Source organism: Methanococcoides mangrovi, from assembly GCF_052057775.1.
Taxonomy (GTDB): domain Archaea; phylum Halobacteriota; class Methanosarcinia; order Methanosarcinales; family Methanosarcinaceae; genus Methanococcoides.
This window is the reverse complement of record NZ_CP195121.1, coordinates 1,162,187-1,185,355: the sequence shown is the minus strand read 5'-3', so window position 1 is coordinate 1,185,355 and position 23,169 is coordinate 1,162,187. Positions and strand designations below refer to the sequence as shown.

Here is a 23,169-nt window from a genome sequence, read left to right as displayed (position 1 = left end):
TGATCAACCTCAAATTAACACTGACAGGAATATATATCAATTTGTTCATAATCAAAACGAACATGAAAGCATTTCCATTACCTGAAAAGACAGAGAACATCCTCCGGGAGAACGGGGAAAGCGGTTCCTTCTGGGAAGACAGGAAGGACCGCCATCATTGCGGTATTGACCTTTACGCACCAGAAGGTGAACCTGTTCTTGCCATCGAGGACGGAGAAGTAATCGATGTAGGAATAATGACATCTCCTGAAATGATCTCTTACTGGAATGTCACCCATTACATTGTGATCAGGAACCACTCCGGACTTTTCTGCAAATATGGCGAAGTGGGTTCCTCTAACGTGAAGATCGGGGATACTGTTGAAGCCGGCCAGATAATCGGTCATGTCGGGACTGTTTTGAACAGCGAGAAGATAGATGATAACGCTCCCGAATATATACAAAAGCTGAAGGACAATAATCCCAGCATGCTCCACTTTGAGCTATGGGAATCCGAACCTGTCGTAAAAGACCGACATTATCTCGGTGGGAACTGGTTTGGAGAGGAACGCCCAAAAAAGCTTCTTGACCCCACCGAATATCTCAGGTCCATCAAGACGATTTGAAAAAACTGAAGAAAAAAGATCACAGGACCCTGACAGTGAGGTCAAGGGCCTGCTCATATCCTGTGAGGTTCATCCCCGGTTGCATGTAAATGGCAGAGATGTTCTGCTCACCTGCTGCAACCGCTTCAATTTCCCATTCATGATCCCCATAAAGAGAATCTTCTGATCGCGGGGTGAACTCTTCCCCTCTTACCTGAAGACCGTCCGTCAGGGTCATATTCCAGGTATAAGTATCGGCTTTGGATTCGAACATTCTGACAATCATCCAGTCGCCTTCTTTTATCTCAATTGCATCACCGAAATAGTAGCCATCAACGATGAAGGCAGGATAAAGCTCATTATCGCCTTCGACTATAAGGGTCATTTCGAAATCATCCGGGACATCAGATTCGCCGTTCCAGGAATTATATTCTGCAACTATTGATTTCTCACCAATGGAAAGCGTCTCGAAGGTCCATCCGTAGACAGAATCATCACCTACAGCGCTGTAGGATGACATATATCCGTACCCGTCTTCTATTAAGGATAGGTCATCACTGTCTGAAAGATACCAGTAACCATCTGAAGGTGCAGCAAAGTCGATACGCACAATACTTCCTGCTTTGACCGAAACAGTGCTGCCATTATTCTCTTCTGTGAACACATAATCTGCAGGTATCTTCTCTATCTCAGGGAAAGCCAACCGGTCATCTTCCGCCGGAGCAATTCCAATGGAAAATGCAGCAAGTATCACACCAACGGCCATCACTGGCAGGAGGTATCGCTTTACAGATCTCTTCGTGGAATCGCTGGCATTGTCATAGTAGCGTCCTTTCAATGCCATCATCAGGACAGCAAAAAGACATCCCAGGAAGAACCAGAGACCTATATTATCGGAAAAGTTCGAGAAGAAACTGTGTATGCTATCCATGATCCGGGAACCGGTTTCCCCAGGAACTGCCTTTGCAACTTCCCCTAAAGCCTCATCAGCTGCAAGCTGTGGAGCCATTTCCGCAGGTGCTTCACGCAGGACCTGCTCCTCCACATCGTAAGCCATCAGAGCTTGTTCTGAGAAAACACCGCCATTCTCGATGGCAACAGGTCTTGACAGGTACTGAAGCCCGGCAGCACCCAGAAATGCAGCGCCGATAACTCCGATATACTGCTGCAACATGCTGATTATGGAAGCTCTGCTGACATTCATACTCCCTGGAGCGACAACTATCAGCTTCTGCACAGGCTCGTAGATCTTGACCTCACGACCTTTTTCACTCCACTTGATCCTGTGGACCTTGATGAGATCAGCTTCCAGCAGGCTGTCAATGTTGTACTTGACAGTGGTAATAGAAAGACCGAGCTTTTTCGCGATATCCGTTGCAGACATCGGTTCCTCGGAAAGGAGATCAAGGATCTTCAGGGACTTCTCATTGGAAAGTGTCTGGGTGATCTTCTTTGAATCCTCATTGAGTGGAAGAACAACTACATTGTCCGAACTATCCTGATCAGCGTCCCCGGGTTCACCTTTGTTACTGTTATCAATATCATTATTGGCCATGTTCGCACCAGAAGGTTGACTCATACAACCATGCTTTTGTCTTCAGAAGAGAAGGCAACGACCTTCCTGGAAGGGGCGTAGATATTCTCACCTCCCCCCCTTCCGGAGGATATGCACTTGATCTCCACAAGTTCCGACCCAATCAGGGCCCTGATCTTGTCTTCAACATCCGCAAAAGGAAGACCTGTCCTATGAGAGATCTCACTTGCAGAAAGCGGATCTTCAGAAAGCACTTCAAGTATCCTGAAAGAACCTTCCCTTGAAAGCACTTCAGTTACGGTCCTTGATCCTTCGGAAATAGGAAGGATCAGGAACTTATCAACATTTGCAGTATCTGACACACATTCCATAACTATAGTCCCCTTTTCCTCAATTGTAATTATCTATCAGCATATCACCAAACGATCAGAACATCAGATCATTTCCACATGAACATCGAGCTCGTGCATCCCGGGATCAGTTGGTACCGGATTATGCCAGGTGCTGTAGTAATCACCACTTGAAAGGCTTCCATCACCGTCCACATCCACATGAACTGAAAGGGAATATGTCATCCTTTCCTGAAGATCCGGATGATAGATCATGTATGGAACCGGCTGAATATTATCAGCATCCATTGAAACACCTTCAATTGTATCTTCTGACATGACAACTGATGCAACGTCCTGAAGGCTTACATCCTCTACCTTCAGATAGATTGTAGCATTGGAGAAGGATTCTACAGGTTCATCGAAGATTATCATTCCCTGAACACTATTTTCTTCTGGAACAGAATCGTCACCTGCTTCATGTTCGGTGACTTCATCTACTGATTCATCAGCTCCACCAACTTCATCGGAACCAGTTTCGGTGCATCCCATTGAAAATGCAGTGGCCATTACTAACAAAAGCGTCAGGCCTAATACAAAATATTTGTTCATTTTGGTCATTCCTCAATATTAACTAAATGAACAAATGATCCGTAGATATAAATCATTTATTTAAGCTACAAAATAATTCGTAGTCTTAGAAGCAGGAAATCTCGCAAAAAAAGAAAAAGAATATTATGGGTCGATCAGGCACCTGTTGACTTGAAAACATCTTCCTTAAGGATGCCATAATCATCAAAACTAAAAAGCATGGTCATAAAGATACCAATAGCCACCGTCATCACGGTGGATACATAGATACCGACCATAATAGCCATTTGGTACTTTATCGCAAGGATCGGGCTGGAACCTGCAATAATCTGACCGGTCATCATTCCCGGTAATGCAACCAGACCGATCGTTGACATGCTCGCAATTGAGGGTTTCAGTGCAAGCTTAAGACTTTTCCTTGCATAGGGAAGAACAGCCTCATGTTTTTTTGCACCCAGTGAAAGACTGTAAAGATAGCGGTTCTCGTTCCTCCTGATCGTATCATAGAAATTACTGATGCTTACAATGTTCCCCCTCAGTGAATTACCGAGGAACATACCGAATATAGGTATCAGGTATCTGGCATCAAAGAGGTGGTCGAGGTTTACCACAAAAGTGTTGAAGTAAAGTATCACCAGGAAATTGCCTACTATAAATGAAGCAAGTGTCGGTAATAATAGCTTCCTGAGGTCAAGACCAACATCATTTATGGTAGAATAGGTTGCTGCAAGGACCATTACCATTAGCCATAGAAGATTCACGATCGAATTGTTAAGTTCAAAGAGAAGGGTAAGGAAGACTCCAACAAAAGCAAGTTGTACGATCATCCTTGAAGCCGAAACGACCGTCTCATGGATTATGCCAAGCTTAAGGTAGTGACTTACAAGAAGAGGAATCGCGAGCAACAGGAAACAGGCTACAAGGGACAGATAACCAATATCAACTGCATCCATTCAAACACCCACCGGTACGACTTTTACATCTTTCTTTTCCCATACGTCATCGTGGGATATTATCACAAGTGTCCATTCCTTGCGCTCAAGGAAATAGTTGGCAACCTTTTCCTTCAAAGCAGCATCGAGTGATGAAGTGATCTCATCGAGGAGGTAGATGTCCTTTCCGATAAGCACTGACATGATGATACCTATCCTCTGCTTCTCACCGCCTGAAAGGTCCTCGAAATCCATCTCAAGGACATCTTTCTCAAATCCCAGATAAACAAGAAGCCTCCTGAGCTTGGTGTGGTCCAGTTTACCCTGATTGGACGAATAAGAGAACACCTCCTCGATAAATTCGTTCACCGAACCTTCATAGATATCAAGGTCCTGGGAAACATAAGCTATCCTCTTCCTTGCATCCCACACAGTATCGCTATCAAGCAGCTTTTTTTTGAAATAGAGACTTCCGCTCGAGGGATGAGCAAATCCCATCGGCATCTTCAAAAGTGTGGACTTGCCTGAGCCGGACCTGCCTTTAAGCAGGATACGGTCACCTTTGTTGATATCAAGATCAAAGTGAGACAATACTTCCTTCTCCCCATAGCGGATAGATACATCCTCATACTTCAAAAGTTCCGTACTCATGAGCTTTTTTTCACCTTATTATTTGGACATTTTATAGAAAAATCCATAATACTCAATTGAATAACATATCATTCCCCATTGATAAAGGATTTAAATGTTAGTGGACCTGAATATTATATGAAAGTATTTATCCAAAAAAATCGTGTTTTGCACATCCATTAATACCTATTTCAAATTTCATGTTATTTTATTTAGATGAAAATTATACTCGTAAGATGTGATCAAAACAATAGCGATCAGATAGAAATGAAGAACTAGAAACTCAATCTGAACCCGCTGGAAAACAGATTTGGCGTTTGCCGCCTCGAAGGCAACAGCTCCATACCTGACTGGGCAGATTGTAACGAATTTTGTTCCATTACCAGAACATCAGAAGAACTATCGATCGTCTGTCCTGAGGAGAATATACCATCCAGGATCATCTGCGAAAAGGACTGGAATGTCTCAAGGTCGAAGGTCCTCTGGATTTCTCCCTGATAGGGATACTGGCACGTATCAGTAATCTTCTTGCAGAAGAAAAGATCAGCATTTTTGTTATTTCTACTTACGATACTGATTATGTACTTGTCAGAGAAACGGATTTAAGAGCAGCGATTGGAAAGCTGTTAGAAAACGGCTATATGATATCGGATGAGGAAGAGAACTGACATTATGTATTTCTGAAATTACCTTTCACTGACGTTACATATATACCCCATTTTCTCAATACTTTTTAGTATGAAAAAATGGAAGAAAGCTTCAGAGGAACTTGGGGAACTGATAGGGGAAGCTGTTGCAGAATATGAAGTTGAATTCCGGAAGATGTTCGGAAGCCCTGTCTATTTTGTGAACGGAAACATGTTCATCGGCGTCCATGGAGACGGCATCATGCTGCGCCTGCAGGAAGAAGACCAGCAAAAGCTCTATGATGAATATGACGAAGCAGCACCTTTCACACCGAACGGCAGGCGCATGAGGGAATATGCACTGATACCACCGGCAGTATACGATGACGAAATCGAGTTTCGGAAATGGCTGGACATATCATACAGGTATGTAAGCTCGCTTCCGAAGAAAGAGAAAAAAGAAAAGAAGAAAAAAGTAGCTCCTAAGAAAACAAAAAAAAGTGAGAAATGATGCTTTGAAGCATCACTTCCATTTCTGTTTTCAATTTATTTCACTTTGTTCCTGTTTCACATATCTTCCTTGATGTACTTGATCATCCTCGGTGTCAGCAGCGGAATGATCTGCGGAAGCATGTTAGGCATCAGATTCTCCATTGACTTTGGCATGAGGTCAGGCATCTGTTCTCTCAGGTCGTCAGACATCTGAACACGCCTGCCGACGGCTTCAAGCATGTCTGGCATGACCTTTGGCATTATGCCTGGCAGGAGCATTGGCATCATGACCGGCATCATTGGCTTCATCATGAGGTCCATGCCCGGCACGTACTTGACCATCTTCATCATACCACGCAGCGGAGCAGGCATTGCACCCATCATCTGTGGGAGAAGCTCCACCATCAGGTCGGTCATGTTCTCAGGCTTGAGCAGGTGGATCATCTGGTCGAATGTTATCCACGCAGTAAGTGCGGTGTTCGTGGTGTCAGGGATATTGTAACCCAGACTGCGGGCAACTGTTGCTGAAAGGTCCTGAACCTCTACCGGACTGCCGCTCTTATCTGCAGCGATCCTCAGCTGTACCTGACAGCACGGGCAGGCAGCGACCATAAGGTCAGCACCGATATCCTCGGCTTCCTTCAGCCTCATGTTACCGACCACGTTAGCAACATCCGGGTCTGCGACCAGTGTAAGAACTGAACCACAGCAGTGACCTTCTGCCCTGTTGTGCTCCATTTCACGCAGTTCGACACCCGGAACGGCCTTGATGAGGTCCCTTGGTGGTTCGTAGATTCCACCGGCACGACCCATGTGACATGCATCATGTACCGTGACAACTTTATTGAGAGGTGTGACGAACTTCTCGGAAAGGACATCGAGCTTGTCCTGAAGGACCTGTGAGTAGTGCTTTGCCTCGAAATCATACTCGATTCCGAGCTTCTCAGCCCACTGGCGGTAGAACGTATCCCATACCAGCCAGCATGCAGGACAGGATGTGATCACGGTCTTAACACCCTTCTTCCTCATGTTCTCGATGTTCATCCTCATGATCTTCTCGAAAACGTCCCACTTACCGGCAGCAAGCATAGGGATACCACAGCAGGACTCTTCCTTGCCGAGATAGGTAATCTCCATACCTGCATCGGTCAGCAGACGTACTGAAGCTTCAGCGATGTCCTTCTCCACAAAGGAAGCGGTACAGCCTGCGAAGTAGGCATATTCAGCCTTGTCCTTGATCTTTGGCTTGAGATCCTCAGGGACCCATTCTTCCCTGTTCTTAAGATACTCTCCCCAGATGTTCCTTTCCTTGAGCAGGCTGGCAGCCATGATCTCGAATGGAGGGATGGTCATCATGCCACGCTCAACGACCAGTTCGTTCCTCATTGTCATCCAGGAATCGTTGATCGGAAGGTCAAGCTGGCATCTGTGGTCACACAGTTCACAGGTAGTACAGGCAAGGAAAGTGTCTACCTGCTCCTGTGTCATCTTGTCCCTGCCGGCAAGGTACTCCTTGATAAAGAACCACTTACCTCTCGGGGACTGGGATTCCCAGCCGCGACCGTAGTACTGGTCACACTCTTCAACACAATAACCACACTGGGCACAGGTGTATGCATGGGATACGATGTCTGCAGGAATGTCCTTCTGCTCCCTGAATTTCTCCTCGCCCACACCGCTTCTGTTACCGACGAACCTCATGATAGGCTCGAATGCCTTGGACATTGAGATACCGGCCTTGAGGATACCTTTACCTGAGATGGTCTCAGGGTTCATGATATCATCAGGATCGACCTCCTGTTTCAGTGCAAGCATCTTCTTCAGGCGATCACCATAGACCTTCTCAGCCTCCTTTGCGAAGTAGAGACCTGAAGCATAGATCCTACCGCCATTCTCCTCAGCGATCTTGATTATACTGATACCGAGTGTGAATGCAAGGTTGAACTTGAACGACCTCTCGGAGTGTGGAATGAAACAGAGCAGGATCACATTGCCGTTCTTCTCCACCATACCTTCTATCAGTACAGGGAGATCGATCTTAGCTTTGATCTCATTGAAGACCTTGCCGACCTTGTCCACAGGGACGATGATCTCCGCAGGTATGAACGAAGGACCAAGCCTCTTGACCTTCATGGAGCGGAACCACTCTCCAGCCTCGTGTTTGGATATCTCTTCAGAAAGGACCTTGCCACCATTACTGGTTATGATATTTTCAAGGGCACTAACATCCCTTGACTCTGGATAAATGAAGTTACAAATATATGACTTAGGCAATTCCGGACGGTCCTCGACCACCGGTTCGCCATGGTGAGTTGAAAATGGCATTTCATTCTTCATGCCTGCCCAATCGGGGTTGATAAATGAGATAGACCAGAGTGGCACTTTTTCTGCAGCTACTGCCTGAAGGGCCTTCTGCAGGGATTCGGAATCAGCAAATTCAGCTGAGATGGATGCTGTGTCTTCCAGATTGCGGATCTTCAGGGTGATCTGTGTGATGATACCAACAGTACCCATACTTCCGATGAGGCTGTCCATTTCATCGCCTGTGAAATCCCTGACCTCACCATTTGGAAGAACTGCCCTTGCAGAGACCATGGTGTCCTGGGACCAGCCATATTCATAGCTACCGTATCCGATACCGTTCTGTGCAAGCCAGCCACCCACTGTTGCTGCCGGGGCACTTGAAGGCATGGCACATACAGAAAGGTCCTTTTCGTTCAGCTTCTTTTCAAGGCGCTCCCATACGATACCTGCACCGACCGTGACGGTCATGTTCTCTGGATCAATGGAAATGATATCGTTCAGCAGATTGACATCTGCAATGATACCGCCTTTTGTAGGGATCACACCACCATAACCGGATGATGCACCTGCACGGGGAACAACAGGAATGGAATGTTTGCGGGCAAAGCCCATGAGCTTGACAACGTCATCCTCTGTGCGAAGTTTTACTATCGCTGCAGGGTCGGTGTTTCCTAACATCATCTTTGCCATTGAAGGGAGTGCTCCCACATCATGACAATAGAAGTGTCTTTCGCGTTTGCTGAAATTCACACGGTCTCCAAATATGCTACCGAGTTCTTCCTCCTGAGAGGAGGTGAGGTTTGCTGTGTTTTTTGCCATACGATCTTCCCCCTTTAATACTTGGGTCGTTTTTCAATATAAACTTATTAGATTAATTTTGAATATTTTCCAATTAAAAAAAGAAAATTGGAAAACATGTTCTCCTTTTAGAATGACAATGAATCCTTCGGACATTTGTCAACACATCTTCCGCACTTGATACAATCCGGATTGTTTCCTATATCACGGACCTTGAGCTGCATCGGGCAGGCCTTCTCACAGAGCTTGCAGTCAACACATGTATCATGGTTCATCTGAAGCTGGTACTTGTTACCACCGATGATCCTCTGCATTGTTCCCATGGGACAGAAGTTACACCAGGATCTCGTATTGAACCGGGCTCCAAGTATTGTTCCGATGATGGTAGTCATAAGACATACCGAGACAAAGATGGTACCAATGAGCTCAAAGGTGTTCTGTGCAGCAAATGTGACCGAGATACGGTACATCATGAAAGTTATCATTGCTGTGAAGACAGGGATCCTGAGCCACATGCTTGACAGGATCTTTGGGATCTTCCTTTTCTTTGAGATCTTAATGATGCCGTAATCGAAGTAGCTGCCACGGGGACAGAGGTTACCGCAGAACCAGCGACCTCTGAAGATGCTGGTTATGAACAGGGTACCCATTACAACGACCATGAAGTAACCAAGGACCGGATACCAGAGACCTCCAAGGGAAACTATGATGACCAGTGAGCCAAGATAAGGCCTGATCTTATCGAGATATGCTTTTGTGTTAAACATTTACCAATCCTCCAGTTCCTGTTCGACCTTTGCAACCCATTTGCTGACAATACCCATTATCAGCTCTTTGATCTCTGCTTTGTTGTTGATCCTGTAAATGAATGAATATCCGCCTCCGTCAAGGTTGGTCTGTGATTTTGTGAGTATCCCTTTCTCATGCAGCTTCTTGACAGACCTCTGGACAGTTGAAAGGTCCAGTTCTGTCAGGTTTGCGATCTGTTCAGTTTTGCTCCAGACATCAGGCTCTTCAAAGAAGTACTCCAGCACTTTCATGTCAGCCCTTGTCAGGTTCAGAGCACATTTGATAACATCTTTAATTTTGAATTCCTTACATGCGAAGTCTATCATTGAATCACCGTCGTTATTTGTCAGTACTGCTACATTCTCGCAGCAGTATATAAACGTGCTTAAGTACTGGAAAAAGAAGGATGGTTTTGGCAGTACAGTGGATAACTGTAGTGATTTGGCAGTAATGATTAAAAATGAAAATGTAAAAAGAAATCAGGATTTGAAAAAAGACAAAATTTTGTATTTTTTGTTTCTAACCTTTAAATGATAATACATAGAAACTTACCGATTATCTCCAAGCGTAGGTTTGCCTTATAAAGAAAAAAAATCAAGTGAAGGACTCATTAATGTACCACAATCATGAAAGAATTATGGAAACATAGGCTAAATACATGACAATGTAGTTAGTAAAAACTAATTTAAATTAACTTGACTCATGACCAAACATATAATTAGATTCTTAATGGAGTCAAACACCAAAGAAGAGCTAACAACCAAAGCATACCGATTAAAGAAGGAAGCCATAATACAAAAATTCTATTCGGTTGGGGTAAGTAAGAAGAGGGTCTTTTCAACAATTTTGGAGGTTGGCTAAGACTTAGTGGATTATACAATTGTCTAGTTTGGATTTTATTATCTAAATATCGCCTACGTGCTTTGAAAATGTCCAGATCAGTGTCTTGCTCTATTTTCGATGGATACCAATAATCGTCATCATCTTCTATAAGGCCTATGCTGGATCTCCAAAAATTGGCTGCATTGATAGTGTTTGATATAGTCACAGAATGTAATACACTCATCATTAAGCCAACAATCGGGATGGCTATTTTCAAAATAATAAAGCAAATGTTAGTTTCACTTATTTGATTTGCCAAAACAAGAAATCCCGTGAAAAAAATAGAATTAAAAAGAAGAAAATTATTAGTACGCTCTGAAATAAATCTCCCTTCATGCATGACAAGCTGTGTTAATATTTCATATATATGCATTAAATGTTCATGTCTTTTCAACTTAAGATCATGTTCCGCTTGAGTTACTGTCATCGTCTCATTCCTAATTTAAAGATTTTATAGAAAAAAGGGAAATCAACATAAATTCCATCATCTGTAATAATATTATTAACTGTATATCTTGATACAAATTAAACTTACCCATATTTTTTGATAATAAGAATACATATACACCAACGTACAACAACCGACAATATAAAAAAGAATCACCTGCCGTATTTTACCTACATATTTATCAATGATGGACTATTATCAAAACGACAGGAGATTAACATGAGCACACGCGAGTATATGCTTGGAAACGTGGCGATCGCACGCGGTATCGTGGAAGGAGGAGGTAAGGTCATCTCCGGGTATCCCGGTACGCCCTCTTCTGAGATCGTTGATACGTTATCTGCAATGAAAGAACGTGACTTCTACGTTGAATGGTCCGTTAATGAAAAAGTTGCTATGGAGGTTGCTGCAGGAGCTGCCATGACAGGTGTGCGTTCTGTGGTAACAATGAAACACGTCGGTCTGAACGTTGCAGCAGACCCTCTTATGACACTTGCCTACATGGGTGTGAAGGGCGGAATGATCATCATTGTCGCTGACGACCCTGCATGTCATTCTTCACAGAATGAACAGGACACCCGCAGGTATTCCGAATTCTCACTTATGCCATGCCTTGACCCTTCCACACCACAGGAAGCAAAGGACATGATCCCATACGCTTTCGAGTTTTCCGAGAAGTTCGAGATCCCTGTGATCTTCAGGCCAACAACAAGGATATCGCACGGCAAGTCCGAGATCGAGCTTGGAACTATCACCGACCACAAGGTCGAGGCAAAGTTCGAGAAGGACACCTCACGCTGGGTAATGGTACCAAGCAATGCGGTAATTCGTCACCCACACCTTCTGGAGATACAGAAAGGCATCATGGAAGAGCTTGAGAGCTCACCATGGAACGAGCTTACCATCAACGAGAGCTCAAAGATCGGTGTGATCGCATCCGGTCTTGCTTCAGTATATGCTAAGGAAGCAATGGAGAACCTCGGTCTGGAAGCATCCTTCCTGAAGATCGGAGCATACCCTGTTCCTGAAGGTCTTATCAAGAAGATGTTCGAGCAGTGTGAGACAGTGCTTGTCATCGAAGAGCTTGAGCCAATAGTCGAGGACCGCTGCAAGGTCATCGCAAAGGACATAGACAGCCCTGTGAAGATCCTCGGCAAGACCGGCGGATACGTCCCAAGGGTCAGCGAGCTCAACATCGATAAATGTGTAAAGGCAATGGGAGAAGCATTCGGCATCGAAGTCGATGTTCCGGAGATCGCTGAACCGGAACTTGAACTTCCACCAAGGCCACCAGCACTCTGTGCAGGATGTTCACACCGTGCTACCTATCATGCAATGCTGAAGACCTTCGGCAAGAAAGCTGTGTTCCCAAGTGACATCGGTTGTTACACACTCGGTGTACAGAACGGAACCGTCGATACAACACTCTGTATGGGTGGCAGTATCACCGTTGCATCAGGAATCTACAATGCAGGCGAGAAGCAGCCGATCTGCTGTTCCATTGGTGACTCAACATTCTTCCACACAGGTATCAACGGACTGCTCAACGCTGTCTACAACAAGTCCAATATCACAATTACCATCCTTGACAACCGTATCACCGCAATGACCGGACACCAGCCAAACCCTGGCATGGGATTCACATCCACTGGCGAGCCTACAAAGGAGATTGATATGGAGCTCCTCTGCCGCGGACTCGGTACCGAGTTCGTGGAAACTGTTGACCCGTACGACGTCAAGGCAACAGAAGAGGTGTTCAAGCGTGCAAAGGACTTCGAAGGTCCTGCTGTAGTGATCACCAGACAGGCATGTGTCATCCACGCTCGCAGAGCAGGTGTCAGACGTGTACCTTTCCAGGTCGATACAGAGAAATGTATCGGATGCAGAATGTGCGTCAACCTCGGATGTCCTGCAATTGAGTTCGATAAGGAAACAAAGAAAGCACATATCAATGCAATGTGCACAGGCTGTGGACTCTGCAGTGCGACCTGCAAGTTCGATGCTATCGTGGAGGTGCAGAAATGAGCAGCAAAGCTTCTGAGTTCGATCTTGTGATCTCCGGTGTCGGCGGACAGGGAACCATCCTTGCATCAGACATCATCGGCAGGTCAGCCGTCCTTGAAGGAAAGGGTGTAAGGGCAGCAGAAACTCACGGGATGGCACAGCGTGGCGGTTCAGTGGTCAACCACGTCCGTATCGGATGCGAGCTCGGTTCCATGATCCCTCTCAAGGGAGCAGATTGTCTCCTGGCACTTGAGCCAGTGGAAGCCCTGCGTTACATCGAGTATCTCGCAGACGACGGTGTCATTATCATGAACACCGAAGCTGTCTACCCGGTCACCGTCACAACAGGAAAAGCACCATACCCATCTGTTGAAAGCATCGTGGAAAAGCTCAAGGAAACACACCGTGTCATCGCTTTCAATGCTACCGAGATGGCAGCAGAGGCCGGAAGCAGGCAGGCAATGAACGTCGTGCTTGTGGGAGCAGTATCCAACTTCCTCCCGATCAAGACAGAAACATTGCTTGAGCGCGTTAAGGAAATGGTACCTCCAAAGACCATTGACACCAACGTAAAGGCTTTCGAAATGGGAAGAAGCATGGTCGAATAAGACCATACTTCAATTTCTTTTTGTTTTCAAGACCAGAGATGTACACCATCAGCACAAAGGACTTCAACCTGGACTATACGCTTGACTGCGGTCAGGTGTTCCGCTGGGACAAGAACGGTGACTGGTGGACAGGCGTGGTCAACGGCGCCGTTGCCCGCATAAGCCAGGACCCAAAGACAGGTGAACTTCTGGTCGATTCATCACTTGATGAGGATCTCTTCTATCATTATTTCAGGCTCGATGACGACCTGCCCGCGATATTCGAGCAGATCAACAAGGACGAGCACATGGATATAGCGATCAACAAATATCACGGACTGCGACTTATACGCCAGGACCCCTGGGAATGTCTTATCTCCTATATGCTTGCCACCGCCTCTAACATCCCCAGGATAAAGAAGAACATAGCCATGCTTTCAGCAATGTTCGGGGAAGAGCTGGAACACGGCCTTTACAGCTTCCCGAAAGCAGAGGACCTCGCCTCCACCTGCTGTGATGAACTCTGCGAATGCAGGATGGGATTCAGGACAGCCAGGATAATCAAGGCAGCAAACGCAGTTGTCACCGGCGATATTGTCCTCGATGAACTTTTTAGCCTCGACTACCATGACGCAAAGAAGGAACTGATGTCACTGGAGGGTATCGGTGAGAAGGTCGCTGACTGCATCGTGCTGTTCGCCTTTGATAAGATGGAAGGTTTCCCTGTGGATACCCACGTGGAGAAGATCGTCAGAACCTACTATGGCAACGACCCCTTCTTTGAAGGCAAGGTCACTAAAACAAAAATCGGGAACTGGGGAAGGCACTATTTTGGGAAATACTGTGGGTATGCCCAGCAATATCTGTTCTATCAGAAGCGGCTTGAGGGGCTTGTTTAAGTTTAGCAGGCATGCAGTTCTACGTTGTTTAAGCACTTTGATCGAAACATACGCCAATTGTTGAGATACGATGGACCTTACTAACAAAAAGGTTGCAATCCACTCCTCACATAGCAAGTAGGGCATAGTTAATAGTAAAGAACGAAACTCTATTTTAAAGTTGACAATAACCTCATAAAAGATGTCAATAATTTGACCTTCAATTTGGACTGGCTTTCAACAAAACATTTATTGCTAAAAAAATAAAGATTTTTATTATGGTAGAAACACCAAAACCAAGTCTGAAATCATCCAAAGTCACTGAACGTATAAGAGCAAAAGCATTTGAATTGCTCGAGAAGCATCCAGAAGGTCTTCAATGGTCAGAACTCCTCTCAAAGATTACGGCATCAGACCCCTCTTTTCATCCGAAGACTGTCAACGGATCTATCTGGAAACTTGTCGAAAAATATCCTGATAGAGTATACAAGCCATCTAAAGGGCTTTTCCGCTTACTGAAATATAGATAACATTCTAAAATATTCATCTTGATAATCTTCTTGTTCCTTTCATCATATTGATACAATCCCTCCTCACATGTGCGTTGAGAGTAAACGGTTTATCGATCATCGCATTCTACTTCATGCAGTGTAAGGTACCCTTAGAGAAAACCATCTTCTATTCTGATAGAACATGCCAATGATCTTCTTCCCCAACAGATCAGACCAACATCAGCTTTTAATGTTAATAAAGCATTGATATACATAGTTCATTATTTTTCTAAAGTGTATACAAGGAGATGTTATGTGTGTCGAGAAATATGTGTACATGGAAAAAAGAGGACATCAGAGAAATGGAAGATGAATTCAAAGAACGTGTCACAGGTGCAAAATTCTATTGCAAAAACTGTGGAAGAGTATCAAATGATATGAAGTACCTTTGCAGACCAGGAAAACTCTAAACAGAACATGAGATTCAACTTACCCATCATTTCCACGAGCTCACTACAGATGACTCTCAGAGCCATCCGTTGAGGAAACTTTGCAATCTTTCCAGTTTCATATTCATAACCTTTCATGTGGGAACATCAAAGTAAAATTGTCATCCTCGTACATTTCCATGTCCACCACCCTCATTATTCCATCCGGGAACTCGACTTCGCCCATATAGCTCGATTCAACCGCATCCTCAAAACCATGGCTTAGTTTTCTCACAAGCTTAGCACAATGCCACATCAGGTCCAGGAAATTTGACATATTCACAGTTTCTCCGTCCTCCTCGAACATTCCTGCTTCCATAACACCCATGCTCACGTAACCAAAGAACGGAGGAGCCAATCTCTTCCCATCAGGACTTAAAACCTCATCCAGGTCCATGAATTTGCCATCTCTCACTGCATCCTGAATAGTATAAACCTCTCCGGACAAGTCCTCAATACGTTTATTTTCTTCTGACATTTTCCCATCTCTCCATACGTTTCTATCATTCATTAAATTCATACCCATCGCATAATCCTTCATGGTTATAGGTAACTGTCATTTTTTGTACGCTAACAATTTAGGATGGAATTTCCAACAAGTTTCAGATTTAGTTGCTTTTCCAGCTTGAAAAAAGAAGAAGATCGAATCTTATCCTTGCTCAGTGAACTACTCCAGGCTTACACATGGAAGTTCCTGCTTCATTCCTTTAACCAACGTTCACAAGTCCACAGGCTCACCCCCTCGTTCCGAAGGTGCTTAAATTCCTATTAAGTTTTGTTAATAAAACAAGATTTTTCATAATTATCCACTCCTATTGACAATCAGCTTATAGCATCTTAAAATATTATGTAGAAAAGGGTTTGGCCATTACAGCCCTGCCCTTTCAACAAGAGTATCAGCGATCTGTTTTGCGCTTTCGATCGGGAAGTCCTCTTCTGTAAGAAGTGCACCTGCTTCTCCCGCTGTTATTTCGACATCTCCTGCTTTACATGTGGTGTCTGCACCTGCAGGCATTGCTGCAAGGAGGTCTTCAGGTGTCTTTATAGGGAATGATGCATTTGCAAGTGCGCCAACGATCTGGGAATGGATCTCTTCTTTTACGCTCATATTTTAGTCTCCTTTATAGATTTTTATATGGCTGCATGTCTTCCGGAAGAATTGAACCACAATAGGTAATTGAAAGGTTATCCATATATACTTAAGCGGCATTGCAATGTACTTAGTGCATTCGAGTAACTCAAATGACTCTTAAAGTCATACTGGATACTTTTATAAAGCATGTGAAGTAATCCTCAATTATGTATGAAAACTGCGAAACAGAAATAATCGACATCAAGGTAAAGCTCGATGAGATCCACAAGGACATGAGGACATTTATCGAGGATTCCAATAGAGAACATCTTGAATCACTTCTGGCTTTTGTCCGAGATGATTATTCCAATATCCTGGAAAAACACCTCATTAACGATATAAAAGCAGGTCTTTCAAAGAACATGGTCAGGAAATGTGAACGCCTTGATGAATGTAGATCTGTTTTCACAGATATGTTACAAAAAAATGCAGCCCTTATCAAAGAGCCCTCTGTTGACAGTGATATTTTTGATAAAAAACGCATAGATATCAAAAACTTAAGGAAAGGCATGCCCTACGATAAATGTGACATTTGCTTCTCTGAGGCTGCCGACCTTTTTGAAAAGCAGATCAGCCTCATGCAATCAATGAGGATATATGAGACAAAGAAAGATAAGAAGCAGGATATATCACAGATCCCTTCACAATCCGTAATTGATGACGTGCTCGACCCCCTTTGCCATCCCAAGAGGTTTGAAATATTAAAAGCAGTTTCTTCCCAATCAATGAGTTTTTCTTTCCTTTCCAAACTTACAGGTCTTCGTGGAGGAAACCTTTTGTTCCACCTGCAGAAGCTATCTGACAGCGGAATGATAATCCAGCAACATGAGAGGGGCGATTATATGATCACAAGCAAAGGCTTCAAGGTGATGCAAAGCATCAGTGAGATGTATTCTGCTCTTGCCCCTGAAGAGATGATATCATGAAATGCCAATATGAAAAACGATTATAAGTTATATCAGTGAAATAAAAAATAAGGTGCTTTAAGGATAAGTTATATGCTTATCCGTCATTTCCAATCGCTTCTGCAGGGCATGAGTCCATGGCATATTCGCAATGCTTCTTTTCAGTATCATTCTCCGGCTGTTTATATACGTAAGAATGTGAGACGTTTTCGTTCATCTTGAAATTTTCAGGAGCTTCATCGATACATCTCTGACAGGCGATACACTGATCATCTACGTAAAAAGGTCCTTCCACATTTTCAGCTACTTTGTTATTTACATCTGCCATGAATAGGCCCCCCGAATAAGTATTTATGATAGCTTCCAATTTTTGAAAGCTTTGTATATACTTATTGATCTTCAGAAATTTATAGCACTCGCTTGCCGGCTGAAGATCCAAAATGAACGAGATCTGTCAGATGACTCTCAGAGCCAACCGTTGAGGAAACTTCGCAATCCCTCATCCTTGAGATCAAGGATCTGCTCACCCTCAAGAACGGTGAAACCTTCTTTTACACTCCTGGAGATGTGCTTTCCAAGGGAACATCCTGCAACCTCGGATTCCAGAAGTTCGACAGCATCTGTATATTTGCGAGGGATCTCAGCAACATAGAAGCCGTCCTTAATGGTCAGCGAGTAAGCATCCGGGTTGTCCACATATTTAGACCTGAACGCCTCGGCATGAGACCTCACCCATACAGGTGGTCCCCTGTGCCTTTTTACATCAGGCAGCGTCTTTGATATCAGCTCAAGGAACACGATGGAATCCTCGCCGCTCCATTTGCCTGCCTTGAGGACGATGAACTCGTTCTTCTCAAGCAGTGGTACGATGGAGTGCTCCATCTTGGCGAACTGGGGGTAGAATATGTCATCCACAACGTCCGGTGTCTTGAAAACGATCGCTAATAGTGATGTACCACGGAGGTCCATCCTGTCCAGCAGCTCACCATCGGACATGGGAGGTTCCTGGGAAGCGAAGAACATGCTTTCATCGGGATCCTCAAGGAAGTTCCTGGAAGCATCGATGAAAATGCAGAACTTGTCCAGCGAGAGTGCTGCAGCCACATTCCTTCTGGGGTCTGTGGGGTCGATCACAACAAGCGGATCCTCGAACTTCTGGGCACCATGCTCCATGAGGTCCAGAAGTACACCCGGACGCCACTGCGATGCAGCCTCCAGCACTTTTTCGAATGAACCGTAACTGATCACCAGAAGCTCTGTGAGATAACCTGAGAATCCTTCGGTCTTAAGCTCGGAGCCATAGACACCGGTGCCTTTCATGAACTGCTTGAGCAACAGCACATCGTCCTCGCGACCACTGAGATTTGCTTTTATGAACTCGTTGTGGAAAGGTGTCCTGTCCACTGCGGAAAGGATGCAGGATGCACTGGCTACATTGTAGCATGGTACAAGATCGACATCGAAACCAGCGTACTTCATCTTGACATAAGGATGCTCGGCATAGTGCTCGTCCCACTCTTCTGCCTCTTTTGCTATCTGGCGGCCAACTGAGAGACCGTAGCTTTCAAGGTCCTCACGGCTTGTATCATCTGGGAACATGATGAATATATCAAGGTCATGGGTTCCGGATATCCATGTGCCTCTGGCGGCCGAGCCTACGAGCTGTGTCTTTACACCGGTCAGGCCGACCTTGAAGGTGATGCAATCGATCTTGTACATCAGTTCATCGGCAACCTTTGTAAGGTACTCCCTTTCTTCATCTGATGGCTTGATCTTATCCAGGATTCTCTTTTTGATATCTTCCATGTTCACTCTCTCGATGATTGTCCTTGTACGTACTACTCCTCAAAAGTATAAACCATTTGAGATGAACGGTGCGAAGGTCGGGTCCAATCGTCTTTCAGATGCCTATTCAATTATTGGATTTGTCAAAACAGATAACCATTTATACAGATATAAACTATATTTCAATGTACTTTCAAAGCAAAGATACCATTCGGAAGCTCGAGGGAAAAGGGAAACATCGGGGAGCATGTTCCGGAATGGAAAAATAACAAATCACTACGGAGGAGTATCTAAATGATAAGTGAAAAGATGACAGATGCGCTTAACTCACAGATCAACAAGGAAATGTATTCCGCATATCTCTACATGGCAATGTCAGCTTACAGTTCCAACATCGGTCTTAACGGATTTGCGAACTGGTTCATGGTCCAGTACCAGGAAGAGATGGTGCACGCCATGAAGCTCTACAACTATCTTGTGGACCAGGGTGCACCTGTCAAGCTTATGGCGATCGAGGAACCACCAAAAGAGTTCGGTACTGCACTTGACATGTTCTATGCAACCCTTGAACATGAGCAGTTCATCACAAAGTCCATCAACGATCTTGTGGACCTTGCCATCGAAGAGCATGACCATGCAACCCACATCTTCCTCCAGTGGTACATCACCGAGCAGATCGAGGAAGAAGGCAATGACAATGAGATCATCGACAAGCTCAAGCTCGCAGGCGAGGAAGGTAACGGCCTTTTCATGATCGACAAGGAACTCGCAGTAAGAGTATTCACTCCACCAGCAACAGTAACTGACTGGACACAGGTCAGGTAATATTCATGACAGGAAATACAGAAGAAGTAAAGCAGGTCAAAGGCTCCATGCCAAAAGCCATCAGGATGGCAAAGGAAATGGACGATGACTTCGGACAGGGACTTGCAGGATTCTACAAGGCCATCTGGAAGGACAGGGAAGACGGACTTTCAATGAAGAACAAGCACCTCATCGTTTTCGCCATCGCCTGCTCCAGGAACAACACCAACAGCGCCAAGAAGATCCTTGTGAAGCTCAAGAAGCACGGTGCCACAAGGGCAGAGTTATATGACGCAATGATGATGGCATCATGGGCTGGAGGCATCCAGAACTTTACTGATATCAGTACCGATGTGCTGCCGGAAATGGATAAACTTGGATACTAAGACCTGAGCCGGGTCTTAACTTCTTTTTTGTGGTCGCAAAATCTTTGTGACTTAATGTTGCATAAGCTTCAATAAATGAAGAATTGCATTTTTTGAAAATCTACGACTTTTTTTGCTGTAAATGTTATCCACCGAAACTACAAAGAACGTTATGAAAATCTCAAGAAAATATCTGATTTCTTACATTATCAGAAAGAAGGATATTCAGTCGTCTGATTAGCATCTACTAGACAAAGAGGATATTGATTATGGCATTTTTCTAGAGAGGTAGAGTTTCCATATAGATGGTTGGATTTTGATATCTTCATATTCATACATAGAGAAGTCTCATTAATATAAAAACCAACAGACCCAATGTTGAACCTAAATAAATCCAGCGGATATATTTCCTTCCTTCATCCTCATTATTACTGGATTTCAATAATCTCAAAGATGAATAAGCAATCGAAATATCCATTATAGCAATTGGAACCAAATAAACGGCAGGCAACCAATTTAGTATAAAAGGAATGGATGTCAGCAGAATAACAAAAAAGAAAATGTAACTGCTTAACTGGAGAGCAACTTGTTTTCCATATTTTATTGCCAGGGAATTTGAATTGATTAGAAGATCTCCTTCCACATCCATAGAATCAGCAGCAATCTCTTCTCCAAAATCTATTAATGCGGCAATTATACCAAAAAACCAGACAATATTATTAAAAAATAAGCCTACAGATACGCCACCATAGATAAATGTCATTCCAACAGAAAAGCTAACCATCAGATTTCCAGGTAAGCCACTCTGTTTATATTCTTTGTTATAAAGAAATCCAATTATTGATAAGATAATTGTGAATAATAAAGCTATAGGACTGATCAAATAGCTAAGGATAAAACCAAAGAACATCAGACCTATTGATAGCAATAAAGCTTCTGATGGAGTGACAATGTTCGAAGGGATTGGCCGATCGGGAGTATTGATTTTATCAGTCTCAACATCAAAATAATCATTTAATACTAATATCGAAGCTGAAATAAAAAATACTGAAAAAAAACCTAATATAGTTTCGGGGACGGATGCAAACATTCCCAAGGCCAAAATTTGTCCCATAACAACGCATACTCCAGCAGAGAATGGAAGTTCAAATCTTAATAAACTTATAAGCCCCTGGGTTTTATTCATAATGATGCCTTTTTCATAATAATGTACATTTTTTGTTCATCATAAAAACAAATATATTCAAAGTGTTAAAACAATTCGTTTCAATGCCCTGAAATTTTGTTTGTATTATTCTTTTAAAAATACTTAATATAAAAGTAACATGCTACTATAACCTGCTATCCATAGAACCTGCAAAAATTCTCATTTTAATAATAAGTACAACCTTGCCAAGGATGTAAAGATTAGTAGATTTTAAAGGAAGTAAGAATTCCACAGAGGCGAAATAAGATTTTAAAAAATAATTAGAATAATAGAAAATAAAAACAAGAACCGAAGAGCGAATCATTCACTCTTCGTCGTAATAACCGATCTCTTCCTTTGTAAGGTAGCATGCAGGGTCATCTGCCCAGACATTGCCGTACACAGCCTCGGCCCGTACACGGAAATTGCCGTTGCAGACATCGAACCATTTGCATTTTGCACACCTGTCGGCATTTGCCTTGATGAGGGGTTTCCTGTCCTTAAGACCTGCCATAAGCTCATCGTCAAGGTCGGTCCAGATCTCACTGAACTTCCTTTCCTTAACGTTGCCGAAAGTGTAGTGCCTCCAGAACTGGTCAGGGTGTACTGAGCCGTCCCATGATACACAGCCAAAACCGATACCTGTGGAATTACCACGATTCATCTGCAGGAGCTCGTACACATCCTCTGCACGCTCGGGGTTCTCCTTTGCCAGTCTCATGTAGATGTAAGGACCATCACAGTGGTTGTCCACGGTCAGGACCTCAACTGGCAGTCCCTTCTCATGAAGCTGCTTTGTGCGGTCCATAATAAGGTCAACCGTCTTGCGGCTGTCCTCCAGTGAGAGGTCCTCATCGATGATCTTGGTACCCCTTCCAGCATAGACCAGATGGTAGAAGCAGATACGAGGGATGTTCTCTTCCTCAAGCATATCGAATATCGCAGGAATGTCTGCAACGTTCTGTTTGTTGATGGTAAAACGCAGTCCGACCTTGATGCCCTCTTTCTGGCAGTTGCGAAGGCCCTGCATCGCAGCATCGAAACAGCCTTTCATGCCACGGAACTTATCGTTCGTCTCACGCACACCGTCGATGGAGATTCCCACATAGGAAAGGCCTATCTTCCTGAGGGTCTTTGCCATCTCCTCGTCGATGAGAGTTCCGTTGGTGGAGATCACAGCACGCATTCCCTTTGAGATAGCATATTCTGCCAGTTCAGGAAGGTCCTTGCGCATCAGAGGTTCCCCGCCTGAGAAAAGGATCACAGGAGAACCGAACTCTGCAAGATCATCGATCAGTTCCTTGCCCTGCTCGGTGGTAAGTTCGTCCTTGAACTCGATGTCCTTTGCGTGTGCATAGCAGTGAACACAGCGAAGGTTGCAGCGCCTGGTCATGTTCCAGACAACAACAGGCTTTTTGTCCTTTGCGAATTGCAGCAGGTGTGATGGAAGCCGTTTTGAATCCCGCCCGTAACGAAGGGCGTCTGATGGTTCAACGGTCCCGCAATAGAGTTTTGAGATTCCTATCATTGTGATCCTCCTGCAACATTGACAAATGAGTCGACTTCTGTATTCTGTTTTCCGTTTTTCATATTAAATATCATATT

Annotated in this window: 27 protein-coding genes; 12 read left to right on the top strand and 15 right to left on the bottom strand. The window is 44.2% G+C overall.

All coding sequences use genetic code 11. From position 1 onward, the window contains the following. Positions 1-62: 62 nt before the first annotated feature. Positions 63-605 carry a M23 family metallopeptidase gene (locus ACR3I3_RS06115; protein ID WP_440953660.1) on the top strand — a complete coding sequence of 181 codons (543 nt, stop codon included), beginning with the start codon at positions 63-65 and terminating at the stop codon, positions 603-605. Between the two features lie 19 nt (positions 606-624). Here the strand turns inward: ACR3I3_RS06115 and ACR3I3_RS06110 are convergent, their stop codons facing one another. The 5 genes from ACR3I3_RS06110 to ACR3I3_RS06090 form a co-directional block, all read right to left on the bottom strand. Beyond that, a complete protein-coding gene (locus ACR3I3_RS06110) occupies positions 625-2,139 on the bottom strand; it encodes a protease inhibitor I42 family protein (RefSeq protein ID WP_440953659.1) in 1,515 nt (504 codons plus the stop codon). A gap of 20 nt (positions 2,140-2,159) precedes the next feature. Continuing rightward, positions 2,160-2,489, bottom strand: a complete 330-nt coding sequence (locus ACR3I3_RS06105; RefSeq protein WP_440953658.1) for a hypothetical protein — start codon at positions 2,487-2,489, stop codon at positions 2,160-2,162. 63 nt (positions 2,490-2,552) lie between these two features. After that, a complete protein-coding gene (locus tag ACR3I3_RS06100; protein ID WP_440953657.1) occupies positions 2,553-3,059 on the bottom strand; it encodes a YbaY family lipoprotein in 507 nt (168 codons plus the stop codon). 134 nt (positions 3,060-3,193) lie between these two features. Beyond that, the gene (locus tag ACR3I3_RS06095) at positions 3,194-3,991 is read right to left on the bottom strand and encodes an ABC transporter permease (protein ID WP_440953656.1); all 798 of its coding nucleotides are present in this window, start codon (positions 3,989-3,991) and stop codon (positions 3,194-3,196) included. Beyond that, positions 3,992-4,621, bottom strand: a complete 630-nt coding sequence (locus tag ACR3I3_RS06090) for an ABC transporter ATP-binding protein (RefSeq protein ID WP_440953655.1) — start codon at positions 4,619-4,621, stop codon at positions 3,992-3,994. It lies immediately after the preceding gene. Positions 4,622-4,888: 267 nt separating this feature from the next. Between ACR3I3_RS06090 and ACR3I3_RS06085 the strand changes: the two genes are divergently transcribed. From ACR3I3_RS06085 to ACR3I3_RS06075, 3 genes are all read left to right on the top strand, one after another. Next, positions 4,889-5,098: a hypothetical protein gene (locus ACR3I3_RS06085; RefSeq protein WP_440953761.1), complete on the top strand. Its 210-nt coding sequence runs from the start codon at positions 4,889-4,891 to the stop codon at positions 5,096-5,098. Further along, a complete protein-coding gene (locus ACR3I3_RS06080; protein ID WP_440953760.1) occupies positions 5,032-5,268 on the top strand; it encodes an ACT domain-containing protein in 237 nt (78 codons plus the stop codon). Before ACR3I3_RS06085 ends, ACR3I3_RS06080 begins: the two co-directional genes overlap by 67 nt. A gap of 70 nt (positions 5,269-5,338) precedes the next feature. Further along, the gene (locus tag ACR3I3_RS06075; protein ID WP_440953654.1) at positions 5,339-5,737 is read left to right on the top strand and encodes a TfoX/Sxy family protein; all 399 of its coding nucleotides are present in this window, start codon (positions 5,339-5,341) and stop codon (positions 5,735-5,737) included. 56 nt (positions 5,738-5,793) lie between these two features. Here ACR3I3_RS06075 and ACR3I3_RS06070 read toward each other — a convergent pair whose 3' ends face one another. The 4 genes from ACR3I3_RS06070 to ACR3I3_RS06055 all read right to left on the bottom strand — a co-directional run bounded on the left by ACR3I3_RS06070 (position 5,794) and on the right by ACR3I3_RS06055 (position 10,918). Then, a complete protein-coding gene (locus ACR3I3_RS06070; RefSeq protein WP_440953653.1) occupies positions 5,794-8,841 on the bottom strand; it encodes an FAD-binding and (Fe-S)-binding domain-containing protein in 3,048 nt (1,015 codons plus the stop codon). 107 nt (positions 8,842-8,948) lie between these two features. Continuing rightward, on the bottom strand, positions 8,949-9,587 hold the full coding sequence (locus ACR3I3_RS06065; protein ID WP_440953652.1) for a 4Fe-4S binding protein: 639 nt from the start codon (positions 9,585-9,587) through the stop codon (positions 8,949-8,951). Beyond that, a complete protein-coding gene (locus ACR3I3_RS06060; protein WP_440953651.1) occupies positions 9,588-9,935 on the bottom strand; it encodes a MarR family transcriptional regulator in 348 nt (115 codons plus the stop codon). Positions 9,936-10,327: 392 nt separating this feature from the next. Continuing rightward, positions 10,328-10,918 (bottom strand): hypothetical protein, encoded by a 591-nt coding sequence (locus tag ACR3I3_RS06055; RefSeq protein WP_440953650.1) that lies wholly within the window; start codon positions 10,916-10,918, stop codon positions 10,328-10,330. A 240-nt stretch (positions 10,919-11,158) separates the two neighbouring features. Between ACR3I3_RS06055 and iorA the strand changes: the two genes are divergently transcribed. From iorA to ACR3I3_RS06030, 5 genes are all read left to right on the top strand, one after another. Further along, entirely contained in the window at positions 11,159-12,964 is a 1,806-nt protein-coding gene (gene iorA / locus ACR3I3_RS06050) for an indolepyruvate ferredoxin oxidoreductase subunit alpha (protein ID WP_440953649.1), read from the top strand. After that, complete coding sequence (locus tag ACR3I3_RS06045) at positions 12,961-13,551, top strand: indolepyruvate oxidoreductase subunit beta (protein ID WP_440953648.1); 591 nt, start codon at positions 12,961-12,963, stop codon at positions 13,549-13,551. The genes iorA and ACR3I3_RS06045 overlap by 4 nt, the downstream gene beginning before the upstream one ends. Before the next feature lie 38 nt (positions 13,552-13,589). Beyond that, positions 13,590-14,429 (top strand): DNA-3-methyladenine glycosylase family protein, encoded by an 840-nt coding sequence (locus ACR3I3_RS06040; protein WP_440953759.1) that lies wholly within the window; start codon positions 13,590-13,592, stop codon positions 14,427-14,429. A gap of 257 nt (positions 14,430-14,686) precedes the next feature. Further along, on the top strand, positions 14,687-14,938 hold the full coding sequence (locus ACR3I3_RS06035) for a hypothetical protein (protein ID WP_440953647.1): 252 nt from the start codon (positions 14,687-14,689) through the stop codon (positions 14,936-14,938). Positions 14,939-15,216: 278 nt separating this feature from the next. After that, on the top strand, positions 15,217-15,369 hold the full coding sequence (locus ACR3I3_RS06030; protein ID WP_440953646.1) for a hypothetical protein: 153 nt from the start codon (positions 15,217-15,219) through the stop codon (positions 15,367-15,369). A 103-nt stretch (positions 15,370-15,472) separates the two neighbouring features. Here ACR3I3_RS06030 and ACR3I3_RS06025 read toward each other — a convergent pair whose 3' ends face one another. Then, positions 15,473-15,865, bottom strand: a complete 393-nt coding sequence (locus ACR3I3_RS06025; RefSeq protein ID WP_440953645.1) for a hypothetical protein — start codon at positions 15,863-15,865, stop codon at positions 15,473-15,475. Between the two features lie 390 nt (positions 15,866-16,255). Continuing rightward, positions 16,256-16,495, bottom strand: a complete 240-nt coding sequence (locus ACR3I3_RS06020) for an MTH865 family protein (protein WP_440953644.1) — start codon at positions 16,493-16,495, stop codon at positions 16,256-16,258. A 191-nt stretch (positions 16,496-16,686) separates the two neighbouring features. On the opposite strand from ACR3I3_RS06020, the gene ACR3I3_RS06015 reads away from it, so the two are divergent. After that, complete coding sequence (locus ACR3I3_RS06015; RefSeq protein WP_440953643.1) at positions 16,687-17,445, top strand: winged helix-turn-helix domain-containing protein; 759 nt, start codon at positions 16,687-16,689, stop codon at positions 17,443-17,445. A 76-nt stretch (positions 17,446-17,521) separates the two neighbouring features. Here ACR3I3_RS06015 and ACR3I3_RS06010 read toward each other — a convergent pair whose 3' ends face one another. Beyond that, positions 17,522-17,752, bottom strand: coding sequence for a ferredoxin (locus ACR3I3_RS06010; protein ID WP_440953642.1), 231 nt, complete (start codon positions 17,750-17,752; stop codon positions 17,522-17,524). Between the two features lie 137 nt (positions 17,753-17,889). After that, positions 17,890-19,230, bottom strand: coding sequence for a CCA tRNA nucleotidyltransferase (cca, locus tag ACR3I3_RS06005; RefSeq protein ID WP_440953641.1), 1,341 nt, complete (start codon positions 19,228-19,230; stop codon positions 17,890-17,892). Between the two features lie 273 nt (positions 19,231-19,503). Between cca and ACR3I3_RS06000 the strand changes: the two genes are divergently transcribed. Then, entirely contained in the window at positions 19,504-20,034 is a 531-nt protein-coding gene (locus ACR3I3_RS06000; RefSeq protein WP_440953640.1) for a ferritin, read from the top strand. A gap of 5 nt (positions 20,035-20,039) precedes the next feature. Beyond that, positions 20,040-20,399 carry a carboxymuconolactone decarboxylase family protein gene (locus tag ACR3I3_RS05995; protein ID WP_440953639.1) on the top strand — a complete coding sequence of 120 codons (360 nt, stop codon included), beginning with the start codon at positions 20,040-20,042 and terminating at the stop codon, positions 20,397-20,399. 310 nt (positions 20,400-20,709) lie between these two features. Here ACR3I3_RS05995 and ACR3I3_RS05990 read toward each other — a convergent pair whose 3' ends face one another. After that, on the bottom strand, positions 20,710-21,564 hold the full coding sequence (locus ACR3I3_RS05990) for a UbiA family prenyltransferase (RefSeq protein WP_440953638.1): 855 nt from the start codon (positions 21,562-21,564) through the stop codon (positions 20,710-20,712). Between the two features lie 325 nt (positions 21,565-21,889). Continuing rightward, positions 21,890-23,092 carry a 12,18-didecarboxysiroheme deacetylase gene (gene ahbC, locus ACR3I3_RS05985; protein ID WP_440953637.1) on the bottom strand — a complete coding sequence of 401 codons (1,203 nt, stop codon included), beginning with the start codon at positions 23,090-23,092 and terminating at the stop codon, positions 21,890-21,892. Between the last annotated feature and the right edge of the window lie 77 nt (positions 23,093-23,169).

What these genes read in the sequence shown, in the direction of transcription:
- ACR3I3_RS06115 (WP_440953660.1), top strand. Translation starts at nt 63, where the DNA reads ATGAAAGCATTTCCATTACCTGAAAAGACAGAGAACATCCTCCGGGAG.
- ACR3I3_RS06110 (WP_440953659.1), bottom strand. Translation starts at nt 2,139, where the DNA reads ATGGCCAATAATGATATTGATAACAGTAACAAAGGTGAACCCGGGGAC.
- ACR3I3_RS06105 (WP_440953658.1), bottom strand. Translation starts at nt 2,489, where the DNA reads ATGGAATGTGTGTCAGATACTGCAAATGTTGATAAGTTCCTGATCCTT.
- ACR3I3_RS06100 (WP_440953657.1), bottom strand. Translation starts at nt 3,059, where the DNA reads ATGAACAAATATTTTGTATTAGGCCTGACGCTTTTGTTAGTAATGGCC.
- ACR3I3_RS06095 (WP_440953656.1), bottom strand. Translation starts at nt 3,991, where the DNA reads ATGGATGCAGTTGATATTGGTTATCTGTCCCTTGTAGCCTGTTTCCTG.
- ACR3I3_RS06090 (WP_440953655.1), bottom strand. Translation starts at nt 4,621, where the DNA reads ATGAGTACGGAACTTTTGAAGTATGAGGATGTATCTATCCGCTATGGG.
- ACR3I3_RS06075 (WP_440953654.1), top strand. Translation starts at nt 5,339, where the DNA reads ATGAAAAAATGGAAGAAAGCTTCAGAGGAACTTGGGGAACTGATAGGG.
- ACR3I3_RS06070 (WP_440953653.1), bottom strand. Translation starts at nt 8,841, where the DNA reads ATGGCAAAAAACACAGCAAACCTCACCTCCTCTCAGGAGGAAGAACTC.
- ACR3I3_RS06065 (WP_440953652.1), bottom strand. Translation starts at nt 9,587, where the DNA reads ATGTTTAACACAAAAGCATATCTCGATAAGATCAGGCCTTATCTTGGC.
- ACR3I3_RS06060 (WP_440953651.1), bottom strand. Translation starts at nt 9,935, where the DNA reads ATGATAGACTTCGCATGTAAGGAATTCAAAATTAAAGATGTTATCAAA.
- ACR3I3_RS06055 (WP_440953650.1), bottom strand. Translation starts at nt 10,918, where the DNA reads ATGACAGTAACTCAAGCGGAACATGATCTTAAGTTGAAAAGACATGAA.
- iorA (WP_440953649.1), top strand. Translation starts at nt 11,159, where the DNA reads ATGAGCACACGCGAGTATATGCTTGGAAACGTGGCGATCGCACGCGGT.
- ACR3I3_RS06045 (WP_440953648.1), top strand. Translation starts at nt 12,961, where the DNA reads ATGAGCAGCAAAGCTTCTGAGTTCGATCTTGTGATCTCCGGTGTCGGC.
- ACR3I3_RS06040 (WP_440953759.1), top strand. Translation starts at nt 13,590, where the DNA reads ATGTACACCATCAGCACAAAGGACTTCAACCTGGACTATACGCTTGAC.
- ACR3I3_RS06035 (WP_440953647.1), top strand. Translation starts at nt 14,687, where the DNA reads ATGGTAGAAACACCAAAACCAAGTCTGAAATCATCCAAAGTCACTGAA.
- ACR3I3_RS06025 (WP_440953645.1), bottom strand. Translation starts at nt 15,865, where the DNA reads ATGTCAGAAGAAAATAAACGTATTGAGGACTTGTCCGGAGAGGTTTAT.
- ACR3I3_RS06020 (WP_440953644.1), bottom strand. Translation starts at nt 16,495, where the DNA reads ATGAGCGTAAAAGAAGAGATCCATTCCCAGATCGTTGGCGCACTTGCA.
- ACR3I3_RS06015 (WP_440953643.1), top strand. Translation starts at nt 16,687, where the DNA reads ATGTATGAAAACTGCGAAACAGAAATAATCGACATCAAGGTAAAGCTC.
- ACR3I3_RS06010 (WP_440953642.1), bottom strand. Translation starts at nt 17,752, where the DNA reads ATGGCAGATGTAAATAACAAAGTAGCTGAAAATGTGGAAGGACCTTTT.
- cca (WP_440953641.1), bottom strand. Translation starts at nt 19,230, where the DNA reads ATGGAAGATATCAAAAAGAGAATCCTGGATAAGATCAAGCCATCAGAT.
- ACR3I3_RS06000 (WP_440953640.1), top strand. Translation starts at nt 19,504, where the DNA reads ATGATAAGTGAAAAGATGACAGATGCGCTTAACTCACAGATCAACAAG.
- ACR3I3_RS05995 (WP_440953639.1), top strand. Translation starts at nt 20,040, where the DNA reads ATGACAGGAAATACAGAAGAAGTAAAGCAGGTCAAAGGCTCCATGCCA.
- ACR3I3_RS05990 (WP_440953638.1), bottom strand. Translation starts at nt 21,564, where the DNA reads ATGAATAAAACCCAGGGGCTTATAAGTTTATTAAGATTTGAACTTCCA.
- ahbC (WP_440953637.1), bottom strand. Translation starts at nt 23,092, where the DNA reads ATGATAGGAATCTCAAAACTCTATTGCGGGACCGTTGAACCATCAGAC.